Origin of the sequence: Mesorhizobium sp. M0698, from assembly GCF_040320455.1 — a bacterium.
In the GTDB taxonomy this organism is placed as follows: Bacteria; Pseudomonadota; Alphaproteobacteria; order Rhizobiales; family Rhizobiaceae; genus Mesorhizobium.
Map to the genome: position 1 here is coordinate 110715 of NZ_JAMYPQ010000008.1, position 15146 is coordinate 125860.

A 15146-nucleotide genomic window follows, 5' to 3' on the forward strand; every position below is an offset into this window, starting at 1 on the left:
CAAAAACGCCTCGGCGACGGCTGGCAGAAGGTTACCCTCCACACCCGTTGCTGCCGTTTAGTCTCCGTGCTTTGTTTTCGCAGATGAGCCGCTGAATCCTTCCAGTTCCTCGGCGATTCCTGAAAGTGCGTTGACGATCGTCGCCTCGACGTCGCCACGCTGTTTCTGGGGAATCAAGCCAAGTCCTTTTTGTATCGCTTCACGCCAATGTTTCCCCCTGTCCCACGCTTCCGAAAACGCGATGGCGAGATCGTCCTGGCGACGGGTAGCTTCCAGTGCCTCGACCAGAAGTGCTGCCTGGTGGACATCCTTTTCCCGCTTGCCCACGCCGTTTGCGTTGTTCTGTCGGCGCGAGGCAACGATCAGCTTGTGAACCGCATATCGTCCGGGCGACGGTACCACGACAGGCACTCCCGATCGATGCAGCAGCACAGTTCTGATTGGTTCGTGGATCAGGAAATCGAGAAACCGAAGAGGCTGCGCGGATGCACCGCCCAAAGACGGCATCGAGGTTGCATGATCGGCGTAGTCATCGCTGCCCGTGTTCGGTATAAGGAACTCGACCTTGTATCGGACTGCGTTCTCGAATTGCGTCGCGTGTCCGGGATCTGATCTGTGAGGGATTTCCCTGAAGGTTGGGTCGATCTCCCTCAAGATTTCGAGGATGGGCGGCAGGCTGTCCTCGACCGCGGCCGACACGGAATGGAATAGGGCGAAGTCTGCATCGCCCGTCTGCAACGCTGCACCGGGCAGCTTCACGCCCAGATAGCCCGCGTAGGACTGAAAGGCGACTGTGCCGACCAGGACGCCGCGCAAGCGGAAGATGCCAGCCTTCCCCAGCGCCTCGACGACATCCCCGGTGAACCTTTCGGGTTCTGTCAGCCCTGCCTCGCGCACGAGCGTGGATACCAGCTTCCTGCGGGCGCGGAGGTCGTCCTTGATCTGACGGAAGGATTCAACGCGTTTTGCAATCTCGGGATCGCTGTCAGGCCCGACATACCGTCGCGTCTTCGTCGGCTGCGTTTCCTCGAAATACCAGTATACCTTGCCCTTGACGGGCACCTTGACGAGATTGCCCGTCGTAGGGAAATCCGTTTCGAAGGCTGCGTCCAAGGATCGCTGGACGAGTTCCGCATACATCGTGCGGTAAACGAGGTCGACCGTCTTCATGTCGGGCGGCTCCGGTTATAAGAAAAATGCGGTTCTCTTATAGCGCCATGACCTCAAGGGACGCAAGCGGGGGTTATAAGAAAATCGCGAAAACCTTATAATGCCGCAGGAGAGGTCAGGAATCCTTGTTGCCGGCGTGCAGCCAAATCAGAATGGGTTTTGCTCATTCAGATAAACAAAGCCATCACGAAAACGCTGCTTGGATGTGGCGCTCGACCTCACCGCGTCCGCGAACGGCCCGAGCCTGTCATAGGCGTTTGTGGTCGACGCGCTATTTTGGCGGCCGCATCCGGAACGACCACCAGCTTGCCGACGAAATCCTTGCCGATGAAATCCGCCTGGGCGCGATGGAAATCGGACAGCTTGTAGACGCCGCCGACCAGCGGCCGGATTTTCTTGTCCTCGATGTAGCGCACGATGCGGCGGAAATCCGCCCGCGTGCCTTGGCTCGAGCCATGCAGTTGGAGCTGTTTCAGGTACATGGTGCGCAGGTCGAGCTGGACGACCGGGCCGGCGATCGCGCCGGCCGTGGTGTAGCGGCCTTCGGGCCTCAAGATGCGCAGGAGGTCGTTGAAGATCGCGCCGCCGACCAGATCGGCCACCACGTCGATCGGCTGGCCCCCGGTCGCCGCGCTGACGGCGGCCGGCAGATCGGCAACGCCACGGGTGATCACCGCCTCGGCGCCGATGTCACGCACGGCCTGTTCCTTGCCCTTGCCGGCAACCGCATAGGGAATGGCGCCGCGCGCCCGCGCCAGCTGCACGATGCCCGAGCCGACGCCGCCCGAGGCGCCGGTGACCAGCACACGCTCGCCGGCCTTCAATGCGGCGCGTTCCAGCATCTGCTCGCCGGTGAGATAGGCGCAGCAGAAAGTGGCAAGCTCGACGTCGCTCAGATCGGTATCGACGACATGGGCATTCTCTGCAGGCACCGCCTGGTATTCGGCATAGCCGCCGTCTCGACCGTGGCCCATATAGTCGATGTCGGCGAGTGAATCGTCGTCGCGATTGTAGATGGAGAAATCGACCATCACCCGCTCGCCGATGCGGGCCGGCGACACGCCGTCGCCGACGGCAACGATGTTGCCGACCGTGTCGGTGCCCTGGATGCGCGGGAAGCTCAGCGTATTGCCCTGACGACGCCAGGTCGACACAGCGGCGGCATCCTCCTCCGTTCCATAGGCGCCCTGGCGCACCCAGACGTCGGTGTTGTTCATGCCGCAAGCGGTGACCTTGATCAGCACTTCGCCCCGGGCGGGCGAGGGCACTTTCACATCGGTGCGGTAGACGAGCTTTTCCGGTCCGCCGTGACCGATCAGCTGCACGGCGGCCATGGTGGCGGGGAGGGTCTTGGTCATGGCATTCATGTCGGTTCTTCAGATGTCGGCAAACACGCTTTTCACCGCATCGGCTGTTTTCGACACGACGATGTCGGCCTCTTCGCGGGTGAGGCAGAGCGGCGGCGCGAAACCGAGAATGTCGCCCTGCGGCATGGCCCGGCCGATGACGCCGCTTGCCGCAAGGGTGGTCGCGACCTGCGGCCCGATTTTTTGCGTGGCGTCGAAGAACACGCGATCGTTCTTGTCGGCGACGAACTCGATCGCCGCCAGCATGCCGTCGCCGCGCACCTCGCCGACGTTTTTGTGGCCGCCGACGGCTTTCGTCAGCTCGGCGCGGAGATAGGCGCCGGTCTCGCCGGCGTTCCGCACTAGGTCCATCTCGTCGATCAGTTCCAAGTTGGCGACGCCGGCGGCGACGCAGATCGGGTGCGCCGAATAGGTCCAGCCATGGCCGAGCGAGCCGAGCTTGTCGGAGCCTTGGACGAGCACCTGCCAGACCTTGTCTGAGACTATGACGCCGGAGAGCGGCGCATAGGCCGAGGTCAGGCCCTTGGCGATGGTGATCAGGTCAGGCTTGATGCCGTAATGGTCGGAGCCGAACATGGTGCCCAGCCGGCCAAAGCCGGTGACGACCTCGTCAGCAACCAGCAGCACGTCGTACTTCTTCAGTACCGCCTGGATCTTTACCCAGTAGCCGGCCGGCGGCGGCACGATGCCGCCGGTGCCGAGGATCGGCTCGCCGATGAAAGCAGCGACTGTTTCCGGCCCTTCGGCGAGGATCATCTCCTCGAGCTTGTCGGCACAGTATTGCGAAAACTGCTCCTCGCTCAGCGAGCGGTCGGCGCGGCGGAAATAGTAGGGCGCCTCGGTGTGCAGGACCGGCGCGCGGGGCAGGTCGAAGGCGTTGTGGAACAGGTCGAGGCCGGTCAGCGATCCGGTCATGATGCCGGAGCCGTGATAGCCGCGCCAGCGCGAGATGATTTTTTTCTTCTCCGGCCGGCCGAGCACGTTGTTGTAGTACCAGATCAGCTTGATGTTGGTTTCGTTGGCATCGGAACCGGAGAGGCCGAAATAGACCCTCGACATGCCCTGCGGCGCGCGGTCGATGATCATCTTGGAAAGCGTGATCGATGCCTCGGTGCCGTGGCCGACATAGGCGTGGTAATAGGCGAGGTTCTTGGCCTGCGCGGCGATGGCGTCGGCTATCTTCTGGCGGCCATAGCCGACATTGACGCAGTAGAGTCCGGCGAAGGCATCGATGCTCTTGCGACCGTTATTGTCCCAGATGGTGACGCCTTCGCCACCGGCGATCACACGCGTCGGGCTCTCGCCACGCGCATGCGTGCCCATATGGGTCGAGGGATGGAAGAAATGATCGCGATCCCAGGCGGCGAGTTCGTTGGACTGGTCGAGCATTTTTTACTCCTTGAAAGCAAAAGCCTGACGGGGCGTTACGCCACGTCGAGGCAGAGATATTTGAAGTCGGTAAAGGCTTCGAGCCCGTGACGCGAGCCCTCGCGGCCGATGCCGGACTGCTTGACGCCGCCGAACGGGACCGGCGCGCCGGTGATCTTGACGCGGTTGATGGCGACCATGCCATAGTCGAGCGCGCGGCCGATGCGCAATTGCCTACCGCCGTTTTCAGTCACGACATAGGCGACCAGGCCGTACTCTGTCGCATTGGCGCGGGCGACGACTTCGTCTTCGCTGTCGAAAGGCGTCACTGCCGCAACCGGACCGAAGGTCTCCTCGCGCATGATCAAAGCGTCGTCTCCAACGTCGGCCAGCAGGGTCGGCTGGTAGAACAGCGGCCCGGCAGGATGGCGCTTGCCGCCGGTCAGGCAACGCGCGCCTTTGGCGAGCGCATCGGCCACCTGCTCCTCGACCTTCTTGACCGCGCGTTCGTGCATCAAGGGTCCGATTTCGGTGTCGTCAGCGAGGCCATTGCCGGCCCGCAATGCCTCGACGCGTTTAGCGAAAGCAGCGCAGAACCGATCGTATATCGGACGCTGGACATAGATGCGGTTGGCGGCGAGGCAGTCCTGGCCGGAGGTGGCGAATTTAGCGTCGACGGCGATGGTCACAGCCTTGTCGAGATCGGCGTCGGCGAAGACGATCAGAGGCGCATGACCGCCAAGCTCCATCACCAGACGCTTCATCGTCGGCGCACTTTGCGCGGCGATCAACCTGCCGATCTCGGTCGAGCCGGTGAAGCTCATGGCGCGAACCCGCGGGTCTTCGCACATCCGCCCGACGATGATCGAAGCCCTGCCGGTGAGGGCGTTGAACACGCCAGCCGGCAGGCCGGCACGTTCGCCAAGCTCGGCCAACGCCAGTGCAGACAGCGGCGTTTCCGAGGAAGGATGCGCGACGATGGTGCAGCCGGCGGCGAGGGCGGCCGCCGCCTTGCGGGTCAGCATGGCCGCGGGAAAATTCCACGGGGTGACGACGCCGACGACACCAAGCGGTTCGCGTCGCACCACCATCTCGGCGTTTGGCAGATGGCTGGTGACGCTTTCGGCGTTGAGGCGTTTGGCCTCCTCGGCATACCATTCGACAAAAGAGGCGGCGTAGTCGATCTCGCCGCGCGATTCCTTCAGCGGCTTGCCTTGTTCTAGCGTCATCAGCAGGGCCAGGTCATTTTTGGCGGCGACGATCAGATCGAACCATTTTCGCAAGATTTTCGACCGTTCCTGCGGCAGCAATGCGCGCCAGGCAGGAAAGGCGCGCGATGCCGCATCGATCGCCAATGTGGTCTGCCGGGCATCGAGCGCGGCAACGAAAGCGACGGTGGATCCGGTGGCCGGATCGGTCACCTCGAAACTCTCCGCGGTCTCGCTCGCCGTCCAGTGGCCAGCGACATAGGCGAGTTCGCGCAGCAGCCGCCGGTCGGCAAGGCGATCAAGCGCTTCATGGCGGTGCGAGCGGGCAAAATGTGCGGACATCATCGGGCTCCCGGTTCGGGTGATGCCGCAAGACTATCTCTGCCGCGCAAACAGAGAGGCTGTTTGCGTGCCTGCACGTAGAGAGATTGTCTCTATTGCACCGAGCGGGCAGACGATCTCTCCGGCCGTACGTCAGACTGTAGCAAACCGTGGAGAGATTGGCTGCACCTCCTCAGCCTCGTCATCCCTGGGCGAAGCAGGAGCGAAGCTCCGTCGCGGAGACCCTGGGATCCATTCCGTGACCTTCGCAGAGGGAATGCAGCGGAGCAGAATTCTGCGCCGTGGCGGCGCCCTGATGTCACGGAATGGATCCTGGGGTCTGCGCCGCGTCACTTCGCTCCTTGCTTCGCCCCAGGATGACGAAGCAACAAATGTCTCGACCAATCTCCTAGACGTGTGGTCCGGCAGATCGACCTCACGACTGCGCCGGCAACAGGTCCGCCACCGGCAGCACACTCTCCTCCTTCACCGTCTTGGTGACGATATAGGTGAAATAGCGGTCGATGCCGATCTCGCGCTCGAGCAGAGTGTCGACCAGCCGCTGATAGGCGTCGATGTCGCGCGCCATCACCTTCAGCAGGTAATCGACGCCGCCGCCGACAGACCAGCAGGCGACGATCTCGGGGATGTCGCGGATGACGCGCTCGAAACGGTCGAAGTCGGCCTGGCGGTGGCTAGCCAGCGTCACCTCCATCAGCACGGTAGCGACCGGCGCGATGGCGCGCATGGCGATCCTGGCATGGTAGCCCGAGACGATGCCGGCCTTTTCCAGCTTGCGCAGCCGCATCCAGCACGGCGTCGGCGACAGGCCGACTTTCTCGGCCAGCGCCAGCTTGGTGATGCGCCCGTCGCGCTGGACGGCGTCGAGGATTTTCATATCGATCGGATCGAGTTTCGCTGCAGCCATGATCGCCCACTTCCAGTGCCGGACACCATGACGGCGCATTATTTCGATTGTCAATTGCACTGATTTCGATCTCTAATAAGTCATGACATTTTGGCGACCAGATCCCGCTCTTATCCGGCGGCCGGCCTATCAATCGCTCGCCGACCAGTTCGCGCGGGCCATCCATGACGGGCGCCTGGCCAACGGTGCGCGATTGCCGACGCACCGGCAGTTGGCTGACGATCTGCAACTTTCCGTGCAGACGGTCAGCCGCGCCTATGAGGAGCTGATCCGCCGCGGGCTGGTGTCCGGCGAGGTCGGCCGCGGCAGCTTCGTGCAGACACAGCGCCGCGAGCCGGAGCCCCCCTATCTGCCGGAGCGGCTGGGCGAGGTCATCGATCTCTCCATCCTGAAGCCGGTCTGCGAACCGATGCATCTGGAGCGGCTGAGGCAGGCGCTGGGCTGGCTCGCCGAAAACCTGCCGTCGAGCTCGGCACTGTCGTTCAGGCCGAACATGGTGTTCCCGCGCCACCGCGCGGTGGGTGTCGAGTGGCTACGCCTCTGTGGCCTCGACGCGTCGCCGCAGAACATCAGCCTGACCAACGGCGCCACCGCAGGGATGACAGTGGCGCTGATGAGCGTGGCGCCGCCCGGCTCGACCGTCGCCACCGAGGCGATCGGTCACCACACGCTGATCCCGCTGGCGCGTTATCTCGGCTTCAATCTCGAGGGTTTGCCGATCGACGACAATGGGCTGATCCCGGAAGCGCTGGACGAGGCCTGCCGGCTGTCGGACATCCGCGCCGTGTTCGTGCAGCCGTCGGTGATCAACCCTACGGCCACCCTGATGGATGCCGGCCGGCGCGAGCAGATCGCGGCGGTGGCGCGCAGGCACGACATCGCCATCATCGAGAACGACGTGCTCGGCCCGCTGGTCGAGGATCGGCCGCCGCCCGTCGCGGCGTTTGCCCCCGAGCGCACGCTGTATGTCACCTCCTTCACTAAAATCGTGGTGCCGGGCCTGCGCATCGGCTATCTCGCGGCGCCCGATCGTTATGTCGCCGCGGTTGCCAACCGCCACCTGGTCTCGAACTGGATGGCGACTCCGATGGTGGCCGAGATCGCCAGCAAATGGGTGACCGACGGCACCGCGATGGAACTCGTTCGATGGCAGCGTATGGCTTTGCGGCGGCGTCTGGACATCGCCGCCGAGGTGCTCGCCGGAGTGGACTATCGGGCTCATCGCGACGGGCTGCATATCTGGCTGCAACTGCCCGATGACCGCGGTGAGGAAAGCTTTGTTTCCCAGGCCCGCCTGCAGGGCGTGGCGATCGCGCCCGGCACGTCGTTTCGCATTTCGCAGATGCCTTGGCATCCAGCCGTACGGATTTCGCTGGGCTCGACCACGGAGGGGGAACTGCGTGCCGGTCTCGGCGTTGTCACCAAGCTTCTGCTCGGCGATCCCGAGCATCTCCTGCTTGCGATCTAGGCGACAAATGGCGCGAAATTGTGCGGAATCCGAAATATTGTCATGATATTATTTTCTTGATTGACATGATTTGCCGCGATCCGCATCGTTAAAGGCAAGCTTCTCCAGCACGGGAAATTCATTGTCGGCTCCCATCATCAAGATCGACGGCATTTCAAAAAGCTTCGGCACCTTCAGGGTGCTGGACGGCCTCTCGATGCAAGTCATGCCCGGCGAGAAGCTGGCACTGATCGGTCCATCGGGTTCGGGCAAGACGACGATCCTGCGCATCCTGATGACGCTAGAGCGTATCGACAGCGGCCACATCCAGGTCGACGGCGAACAGTTGTACCACATGGAGCGTAACGGCCGGCTGCTGACGGCCGATGAACGGCATTTGGCAAAGATGCGCCAGAAGATCGGCATGGTCTTCCAACTGTTCAATCTGTTTCCGCACAAATGCGTCATCGACAATGTGACGCTGGCACCGATGCTGACCAAAGGCGTGCCGCGGGCCGCCGCCGAAAAGCGGGCGATGGAACTGCTCGACATGGTCGGCATGGTCGACAAGGCCAAGGCGATGCCGGCGCAGCTTTCAGGCGGCCAGAAGCAGCGCGTCGCGATTGCGCGGGCGCTGGCGCTGTCGCCGAAAATCATGCTGTTCGACGAGGTCACCTCGGCGCTCGACCCTGAGCTCGTCGACGAGGTGCTCAACGTCATGCGCAAGCTCGCCGCCGAGACCGACATGACCATGCTGCTGGTCACCCACGAGATGGGTTTCGCCCATGACTTCGCCGACCGGGTGCTGTTCTTCGATCGCGGCAGAATAGTCGAGGAGGGCAAGCCCGACGAGATTTTCCGCCATCCCAAACAGGAGCGTACGCAAGGTTTCCTGAAGAAGATCATTGCGGCCGGACATCGGGTCTGACTGCCATGCGAGGCGGCGACGCCTCAAGCAAGCCAAGAAGACAGACAAACAAGGAGTTGGGAACAATGAAGAAATTTGCCATTTTGGCCGGCGTCGCCGGTATTGCGCTGACGGCGGTGCTGGCCGCCTCGACGGCCGGCTCGGCCGACGACAGCAAGCTCGAAGAGCTCAAGGCGCAAGGCTTTGCCCGCGTCGCCATCGCCAACGAGCCGCCCTATACGGCGGTCGCTGCCGACGGCAAGGTTTCGGGTGCGGCGCCTGACGTTGCCCGTGAAATCTTCAAGCGCCTTGGCGTCAACGATATCGTCGCCTCGATCTCGGAATATGGCGCCATGATTCCCGGCCTGCAGGCCGGCCGTTTCGACGTCGTCACTGCCGGCCTGTTCATGAAGCCGGAACGTTGTGCTGCGGTCGCCTATTCGGAACCGGTGCTGTGCGACGCCGAGGCGATGCTGGTGAAGAAGGGCAACCCGAAGGGTTTCAAGAGCTACGAGGACGTCGCGAAGGACGCGAGCGCCACGATCGGCGCGCCGGGTGGCGGCACTGAAGAGAAGCTGGCGCTCACCGCAGGTGTGCCGCGCGAGCGCGTCATCGTCGTGCCGGACGGCCAGAGCGGCCTGAAGATGCTGCAGGACGGCCGCATCGATGCTTATTCGCTGCCCGTGCTGTCGATCAACGACCTGGTCAAGAAAGCCAATGATCCGAACCTCGAAGTCATCGCGCCGGTGGTCGGTGCGCCGGTCTATTGCGACGGCGCGGCCTTCAAGAAGGGCGACGAAGCGCTGCGCGACGCCTATGATGTCGAGCTGGCGAAACTGAAGAAGTCCGGCGAGTTCGCCAAGATCATCGAGCCTTACGGCTTCTCGGCGGCGGCGGCAATGTCGACGAGCCGCGACAAGCTCTGCTCGGCGAAGTAAAAAGTGCCGCTCACCCTAGCCTCTCCCCGTCAAAAACGGGGAGAGGGGGGCGTCAACGCTGGAGCTTCACCCTTCTCCCCGTCCCTATAACGGGGAGAAGGTGCCGGCAGGCGGATGAGGGGCGGCGCCGGCGTTCTGCAATGATCACCAAGCGAGGAAACGCTTAGCCCCAATGACCCAATGGTCCGGCTATTTCGGCCTGATATTGCAAGGAGCGCTTGTCACCATCGAGCTGACGCTGATGGGGTCGGTGCTGGCCTTGGTCATGGCCTTTCTTGCCGGGCTGGGGCGGCTGTCGCGGTTTTTCGTGCTACGCGCGCTGGCCACCGCCTATATCGAGTTCTTCCGCGGCACCTCGATTTTCGTGCAGCTGTTCTGGGCTTATTTCGTGCTGCCTTTTGCCGGCATTTCGTTGACGCCGCTGCAGGCCGGGGTGCTGGCGCTGGGCCTCAATGTCGGCGCCTATGCGGCGGAAGTGGTGCGTGGCGCCATCAAGTCTATCGGCCGCGAACAATATGAGGCCTGCACCGCCCTCAATCTCGGCCGCTGGCAAGCCATGCGCCATATCATCCTGCCGCAGGCGCTTCTGGTGATGCTGCCAACCTTCGGCAACAACGCCATTGAATTGCTCAAGGCCACCGCCGTCGTTTCGCTAATCTCGCTCGCCGACCTGACCTTCCAGGCGCAGGTGGTGCGCTCGCAGACCGGCAATACTCTGGTGCCGTTCAGCACCATCCTCGTCATCTATTTCGTGCTGGCGCTGCTCATCTCCTGGGGCGTGCGGTCGCTGGAACGCCGCATGGCTCGTGGCCTCGACGGGGTGCGCGTATGATGGATCGGGCCTGCTAATGGAATGGGATTGGGATTTTGTCCGGCAGATCCTGCCGACGCTGATCGAGGGGGTGAAGATCACCATCCTGGCGACGCTGCTCGGCTCGGTGCTGGCGGCCATCGTTGGGCTGGGCATCGCGTTGGCGCGCCGGTCGCCGAACAGGGCTCTGTCGCGCACCGTCGGTTTCCTTGCCGAGTTCATCCGTGGCACGCCGCTGTTGGTGCAGCTCTATTTCATCTTCTACGTGCTGCCGGATTTCGGCATCCTGTTGCCGCCGCTGGTGGCGGGCGTCATCGGTCTCGGGCTGCATTACGGAACTTACACGGCCGAGGTCTACCGCGCCGGCATAGACAATGTGCCCCGCGGCCAGTGGGAAGCGGCCAAGGCCTGCAATCTAAACGCCACCCAGACCTGGACGCACATCATCATTCCGCAGGCGATCCCCCCGATGATCCCGGCGCTTGCCAATTATTTCATCGCCATGTTCAAAGAGACGCCGCTGCTGTCGGCGATCACCGTGCTGGAACTGATGAACCAGGCCAAGAGCGTCGCCAATACCTATTATCGGTATATCGAACCGATCACCTTGGTCGGCGCCTTCTTCCTCGCCATCAGCCTGTTCTCGGTGGTGCTGCTGCGCTGGCTGGAACACCGTTATGGGCGGATCGAACGATGAGCGCTGCACCCGATATCCGCCTGCACTCGGCCCGGCCGCCGCTCGATGCGCGTCCGCTGGAAAAGCGGGTCGGCCTGATCATCCTTGCCACCGACCATACGAGCGAACCGGATTTTCACCGCATGGTGGCAAGCGACCGCATCGGCATCTATGTCGCGCGCATCCCCTACGCCAACCCGACGACGCCGGACAATTTGCGCAAGATGCAGCCGTCACTGACGGCGGCCGCGGCCCTGATCCTGCCCGACGAGCCGCTCGATGCGATCTGCTATTCCTGCACCTCAGCTTCCGTCGTGATCGGCGATGCCGAAATCGAGGCGGCGGTGCAGGCCGCGAAACCCGGCGCGCCGGTGGTTACGCCGCCGATGGCCGGCGTGCGCGGCCTGAAGGCGCTGGGCGCCAGGACGATCAGCATTCTTACCCCTTATACGGTCGAGACCAGCCGGCCGATGGCGACCTATTTCAGCGAGCATGGATTCGAGATCGCCAGCTTCACTTGCCTCGGCTTCGAGGACGACCGCGAGATGGCGCGGATTGCGCCGAAATCCTTGGTCGATCTGGCTCGCGAGGCGACGGCCGAACACTCGGACGCGCTGTTTGTCTCCTGCACGGCACTGCGGTCCGCGGCGGCAGTTGTGGGTATGGAAGAGGCCATCGGCCGCCCTGTCGTCACCAGCAACCAGGCGACGGCCTGGAATTGCCTGCGGCTTTGCGGAGATAAGATGTCGCGTCCTGAATTCGGCCGTCTGATGACGCTGCCGCTGAACTGATTGCAGAGCCATGACCACGTCCAGGATAAGCCTCTCCGATATCCGCGCCGCGCGCGAGCGCATCGCAGGCAAGATCGAGCGTACGCCGACCGTTCCTTCCCGGAGTCTTTCCCAGCACTTGGGCGCTCCTGTTTATCTCAAGCTCGAACATCGGCAGACCACCGGCGCCTTCAAGCTGCGCGGTGCCTCGAACGCTATCGCTTCGCTGACAGACGAGGAGAGGGCGCGTGGCGTCGTCGCTGCCTCGACCGGCAACCACGGCCGGGCGCTTGCCTATGCTGCTCGACTGCAAGGCATCCACGCGACGATCTGCATGTCGCGGCTGGTGCCGCAGAACAAGCTGGACGAGATCCGTCGGCTCGGCGCCGAGATCCGCATCGTCGGCAACAGCCAGGACGATGCGCAGCGGGAGGTCGAACGGCTGGTCGCGGAAGAGGGGCTGATCATGCTGCCGCCCTTCGACCATCCTGCCATTGTCGCCGGGCAAGGCACGCTCGGGCTGGAGATCATCGAACAGGTTCCGGACGCCGCCTTGGTGCTGGTGCCGCTTTCCGGCGGTGGGCTGGCGGCTGGCGTCGCTGCTGCCGTGAAGGGCGTCAGCCCGGCGACGAAGGTGATGGGCGTTTCAATGGCGCGCGGTGCGGCGATGAAGGCGAGCCTCGACGCCGGACATTCGGTTTTGGTCGAGGAACTGCCGACGCTGGCCGATTCCCTCGGCGGCGGCATAGGCCTCGACAACCGGCTGACCTTTTCCATGTGCCGCGACCTGCTCGACGATGTGATCCTGCTCAGCGAGGACGAGATCGCCACCGGCATCCGCCATGCCTATGAACAGGAGCGCGAGATCGTCGAAGGCGCCGGCGCGGTCGGCATCGCAGCCGTGCTTGCCGGCAAGGTCAGGGCGAGCGGCCCGACGGTGCTCGTGCTGTCCGGCCGCAACATCGATATGACACTGCACCGCAAGATCATCTGCGGCGAAGCAATTGCGGAGAGCGCAGCATGAGCCGGATGACGATCCTCACCGAAGCTGAATTGCGCAAGATCGTGAAGCTCGATCTTGATGCCATCGCCTGCGTCGAGAACGCGTTCCGGGCGCTCGCCACCTTGCCGGTGGCGATGCCGCCGATCCTTCGGCTCGACATTCCCGAGCATCGCGGCGAGGTCGACGTCAAGACCGCCTATGTACCGGGTATCGACGGTTTTGCGATCAAGATCAGCCCCGGCTTTTTCGATAATCCCAAGCTCGGCCTGCCCAGCGTCAACGGCATGATGGTGCTGCTGTCGGCGAAAACCGGATTGGTCGAGGCGCTGCTGCTCGATAATGGCTATCTCACCGACATCCGCACGGCGGCGGCCGGCGCGGTTGCCGCCAAGCATCTGTCGCGGCCGGGTTCCTCCGTTGCCGCGATCTTCGGCGCCGGTGTTCAGGCCGGACTGCAGCTCGAAGCGCTGATGCTGGTGCGGCCGATCACCGAGGCTCGCATCTGGGCAAGGGATGCCGCCAAGGCCGAGGCCGCGGCCGACGCATTGTCCGAAAGACTGGGCATCGCCGTTCACGCCGAGCCCGACGCGGCAAAGGCTGCGGCCGATGCCGACATCATCGTCACCACGACGCCGTCGACCGAGCCGCTGATCAAGGCCGGCTTCGTTTCCGCCGGCCAGCATATCACTGCCATGGGCTCGGATGCCGAGCACAAGAACGAGATCGCGCCGGCGATCCTGCGCATGGCCGATCTCTACGTCGCCGATAGCGCCAAACAGACGCGGCGGCTGGGCGAACTGCACCATGCTATCGCGGCGGGCGTGATGGCGTCCGATGCCGAAATCACCGAGCTTGGCCACATCATCGCCGGCGAAAGGCATGGCCGGCGCTCGGACAGCGACATCACCATTGCCGACCTGACCGGCACCGGCGTGCAGGACACGGCGATCGCCACGCTCGCCCGCGACCGTGCGCGTGCGGCCAAGACCGGTACGATTTTCGAAAGCTGATGCTGGCCGCAAGGCCCAACAAACGAGGACCAAGAACAATGCAGCCCAACTTGAAATTCTCGCGCGGCGAATATGCGGAGCGCCTCGCCAAGACGCGGAAGGCGATGGAGGCCAAGGGCGTCGATCTGCTCGTCGTCAGCGATCCGTCCAACATGGCCTGGCTGACCGGCTATGACGGCTGGTCGTTCTATGTGCATCAGGCTGTCATCGTGCCGCCGTCGGGCGAGCCGCTGTGGTACGGGCGCGGCCAGGACGCCAACGGCGCCAAGCGCACCGCCTATCTCGCGCACGACAACATCGTCGGCTATGCCGACCACTATGTGCAGTCGACCCAGCGCCATCCGATGGATTTTCTGTCCAGCGTGCTCTCCGATCGCGGCTGGGGCAAGCTCAGCATCGGCGTCGAGATGGACAATTACTGGTTCTCGGCCGCTGCCTTCGCAGCGCTGCAGAAGCACTTACCCAATGCCCGCTTCGTCGACGCCACGGCACTCGTCAACTGGCAGCGCGCGGTGAAGAGCCCGACCGAAATCGACTACATGCGCAAGGCCGCCCGCATCGTGGAAGCGATGCACCAGCGCATCGTCGACAAGATCGAGGTCGGCATGCGCAAATGCGACCTGGTCGCCGAGATCTACGATGCCGGCACGCGCGGCGTCGACGGCATCGGCGGCGACTATCCGGCGATCGTGCCGCTGCTGCCGTCGGGCGCCGACGCATCGGCGCCGCATCTGACCTGGGACGACCGGCCGATGAAATCGGGCGAGGGCACCTTCTTCGAGATCGCCGGCTGCTACAACCGCTATCACTGCCCGCTGTCGCGGACCGTGTTCCTTGGTAAACCGACGCAGGAATTCCTCGATGCCGAAAAGGCGACGCTGGAAGGCATGGAGGCGGGACTTGCCGCCGCCAAGCCCGGCAACACATGCGAGGACATCGCCAACGCCTTCTTCGCGGTGCTGAAGCGGTACGGCATCGTCAAGGACAACCGCACCGGGTACCCGATCGGGCTTTCCTATCCGCCTGACTGGGGCGAGCGCACGATGAGCCTGCGTCCAGGCGACCGCACCGAGTTGAAGCCCGGTATGACCTTCCATTTCATGACCGGCTTGTGGCTTGAGACGATGGGGCTGGAAATCACCGAATCCATCCTGATCACCGAGACGGGCGTCGAGTGCCTGGCGAATGTGCCGCGCAAACTGGTGGTGAAGAATTGAGCCCG

The 15146-nt window shown here is 63.5% G+C and carries 14 protein-coding genes; 9 read left to right on the plus strand and 5 right to left on the minus strand.

The window, feature by feature from the left end; genetic code table 11:
• Nucleotides 1–57: 57 nt before the first annotated feature.
• The 5 genes from NKI16_RS18010 to NKI16_RS18030 all read right to left on the minus strand — a co-directional run bounded on the left by NKI16_RS18010 (nucleotide 58) and on the right by NKI16_RS18030 (nucleotide 6362).
• Entirely contained in the window at nucleotides 58–1170 is a 1113-nt protein-coding gene (locus NKI16_RS18010; RefSeq protein WP_023677192.1) for a nucleotidyltransferase family protein, read from the minus strand.
• Nucleotides 1171–1388: 218 nt separating this feature from the next.
• Complete coding sequence (locus tag NKI16_RS18015) at nucleotides 1389–2537, minus strand: alcohol dehydrogenase family protein (protein WP_352782913.1); 1149 nt, start codon at nucleotides 2535–2537, stop codon at nucleotides 1389–1391.
• A 9-nt stretch (nucleotides 2538–2546) separates the two neighbouring features.
• Nucleotides 2547–3926 (minus strand): aspartate aminotransferase family protein, encoded by a 1380-nt coding sequence (locus NKI16_RS18020; protein WP_352569061.1) that lies wholly within the window; start codon nucleotides 3924–3926, stop codon nucleotides 2547–2549.
• Nucleotides 3927–3961: 35 nt separating this feature from the next.
• Nucleotides 3962–5455: an NAD-dependent succinate-semialdehyde dehydrogenase gene (locus tag NKI16_RS18025; protein ID WP_352569062.1), complete on the minus strand. Its 1494-nt coding sequence runs from the start codon at nucleotides 5453–5455 to the stop codon at nucleotides 3962–3964.
• A 415-nt stretch (nucleotides 5456–5870) separates the two neighbouring features.
• Nucleotides 5871–6362: an Lrp/AsnC family transcriptional regulator gene (locus NKI16_RS18030; protein ID WP_352923565.1), complete on the minus strand. Its 492-nt coding sequence runs from the start codon at nucleotides 6360–6362 to the stop codon at nucleotides 5871–5873.
• A gap of 82 nt (nucleotides 6363–6444) precedes the next feature.
• On the opposite strand from NKI16_RS18030, the gene ehuR reads away from it, so the two are divergent.
• From ehuR to doeA, 9 genes are all read left to right on the plus strand, one after another.
• A complete protein-coding gene (ehuR, locus tag NKI16_RS18035; protein ID WP_352569064.1) occupies nucleotides 6445–7830 on the plus strand; it encodes a MocR-like ectoine utilization transcription factor EhuR in 1386 nt (461 codons plus the stop codon).
• A gap of 121 nt (nucleotides 7831–7951) precedes the next feature.
• Nucleotides 7952–8737 (plus strand): ectoine/hydroxyectoine ABC transporter ATP-binding protein EhuA, encoded by a 786-nt coding sequence (ehuA, locus tag NKI16_RS18040; protein WP_352699431.1) that lies wholly within the window; start codon nucleotides 7952–7954, stop codon nucleotides 8735–8737.
• Nucleotides 8738–8802: 65 nt separating this feature from the next.
• Nucleotides 8803–9654, plus strand: coding sequence for an ectoine/hydroxyectoine ABC transporter substrate-binding protein EhuB (gene ehuB / locus NKI16_RS18045; RefSeq protein WP_023677200.1), 852 nt, complete (start codon nucleotides 8803–8805; stop codon nucleotides 9652–9654).
• Between the two features lie 172 nt (nucleotides 9655–9826).
• Nucleotides 9827–10486 (plus strand): ectoine/hydroxyectoine ABC transporter permease subunit EhuC, encoded by a 660-nt coding sequence (gene ehuC, locus NKI16_RS18050; RefSeq protein ID WP_254819481.1) that lies wholly within the window; start codon nucleotides 9827–9829, stop codon nucleotides 10484–10486.
• A 16-nt stretch (nucleotides 10487–10502) separates the two neighbouring features.
• Nucleotides 10503–11162 carry an ectoine/hydroxyectoine ABC transporter permease subunit EhuD gene (ehuD, locus tag NKI16_RS18055; protein ID WP_023677202.1) on the plus strand — a complete coding sequence of 220 codons (660 nt, stop codon included), beginning with the start codon at nucleotides 10503–10505 and terminating at the stop codon, nucleotides 11160–11162.
• Nucleotides 11159–11932: an ectoine utilization protein EutA gene (gene eutA, locus NKI16_RS18060; protein ID WP_352455380.1), complete on the plus strand. Its 774-nt coding sequence runs from the start codon at nucleotides 11159–11161 to the stop codon at nucleotides 11930–11932. Before ehuD ends, eutA begins: the two co-directional genes overlap by 4 nt.
• Before the next feature lie 10 nt (nucleotides 11933–11942).
• Complete coding sequence (eutB, locus tag NKI16_RS18065) at nucleotides 11943–12935, plus strand: hydroxyectoine utilization dehydratase EutB (RefSeq protein WP_352455381.1); 993 nt, start codon at nucleotides 11943–11945, stop codon at nucleotides 12933–12935.
• A complete protein-coding gene (locus NKI16_RS18070; RefSeq protein WP_352724536.1) occupies nucleotides 12932–13924 on the plus strand; it encodes a cyclodeaminase in 993 nt (330 codons plus the stop codon). Before eutB ends, NKI16_RS18070 begins: the two co-directional genes overlap by 4 nt.
• Nucleotides 13925–13962: 38 nt before the next feature.
• Nucleotides 13963–15141 carry an ectoine hydrolase DoeA gene (doeA, locus tag NKI16_RS18075; protein WP_352755649.1) on the plus strand — a complete coding sequence of 393 codons (1179 nt, stop codon included), beginning with the start codon at nucleotides 13963–13965 and terminating at the stop codon, nucleotides 15139–15141.
• The last annotated feature ends 5 nt before the right edge of the window (nucleotides 15142–15146 follow it).

What these genes read in the sequence shown, in the direction of transcription:
- NKI16_RS18010 (WP_023677192.1), bottom strand. Translation starts at nt 1,170, where the DNA reads ATGAAGACGGTCGACCTCGTTTACCGCACGATGTATGCGGAACTCGTC.
- NKI16_RS18015 (WP_352782913.1), bottom strand. Translation starts at nt 2,537, where the DNA reads ATGAATGCCATGACCAAGACCCTCCCCGCCACCATGGCCGCCGTGCAG.
- NKI16_RS18020 (WP_352569061.1), bottom strand. Translation starts at nt 3,926, where the DNA reads ATGCTCGACCAGTCCAACGAACTCGCCGCCTGGGATCGCGATCATTTC.
- NKI16_RS18025 (WP_352569062.1), bottom strand. Translation starts at nt 5,455, where the DNA reads ATGTCCGCACATTTTGCCCGCTCGCACCGCCATGAAGCGCTTGATCGC.
- NKI16_RS18030 (WP_352923565.1), bottom strand. Translation starts at nt 6,362, where the DNA reads ATGGCTGCAGCGAAACTCGATCCGATCGATATGAAAATCCTCGACGCC.
- ehuR (WP_352569064.1), top strand. Translation starts at nt 6,445, where the DNA reads ATGACATTTTGGCGACCAGATCCCGCTCTTATCCGGCGGCCGGCCTAT.
- ehuB (WP_023677200.1), top strand. Translation starts at nt 8,803, where the DNA reads ATGAAGAAATTTGCCATTTTGGCCGGCGTCGCCGGTATTGCGCTGACG.
- ehuC (WP_254819481.1), top strand. Translation starts at nt 9,827, where the DNA reads ATGACCCAATGGTCCGGCTATTTCGGCCTGATATTGCAAGGAGCGCTT.
- ehuD (WP_023677202.1), top strand. Translation starts at nt 10,503, where the DNA reads ATGGAATGGGATTGGGATTTTGTCCGGCAGATCCTGCCGACGCTGATC.
- eutA (WP_352455380.1), top strand. Translation starts at nt 11,159, where the DNA reads ATGAGCGCTGCACCCGATATCCGCCTGCACTCGGCCCGGCCGCCGCTC.
- eutB (WP_352455381.1), top strand. Translation starts at nt 11,943, where the DNA reads ATGACCACGTCCAGGATAAGCCTCTCCGATATCCGCGCCGCGCGCGAG.
- NKI16_RS18070 (WP_352724536.1), top strand. Translation starts at nt 12,932, where the DNA reads ATGAGCCGGATGACGATCCTCACCGAAGCTGAATTGCGCAAGATCGTG.
- doeA (WP_352755649.1), top strand. Translation starts at nt 13,963, where the DNA reads ATGCAGCCCAACTTGAAATTCTCGCGCGGCGAATATGCGGAGCGCCTC.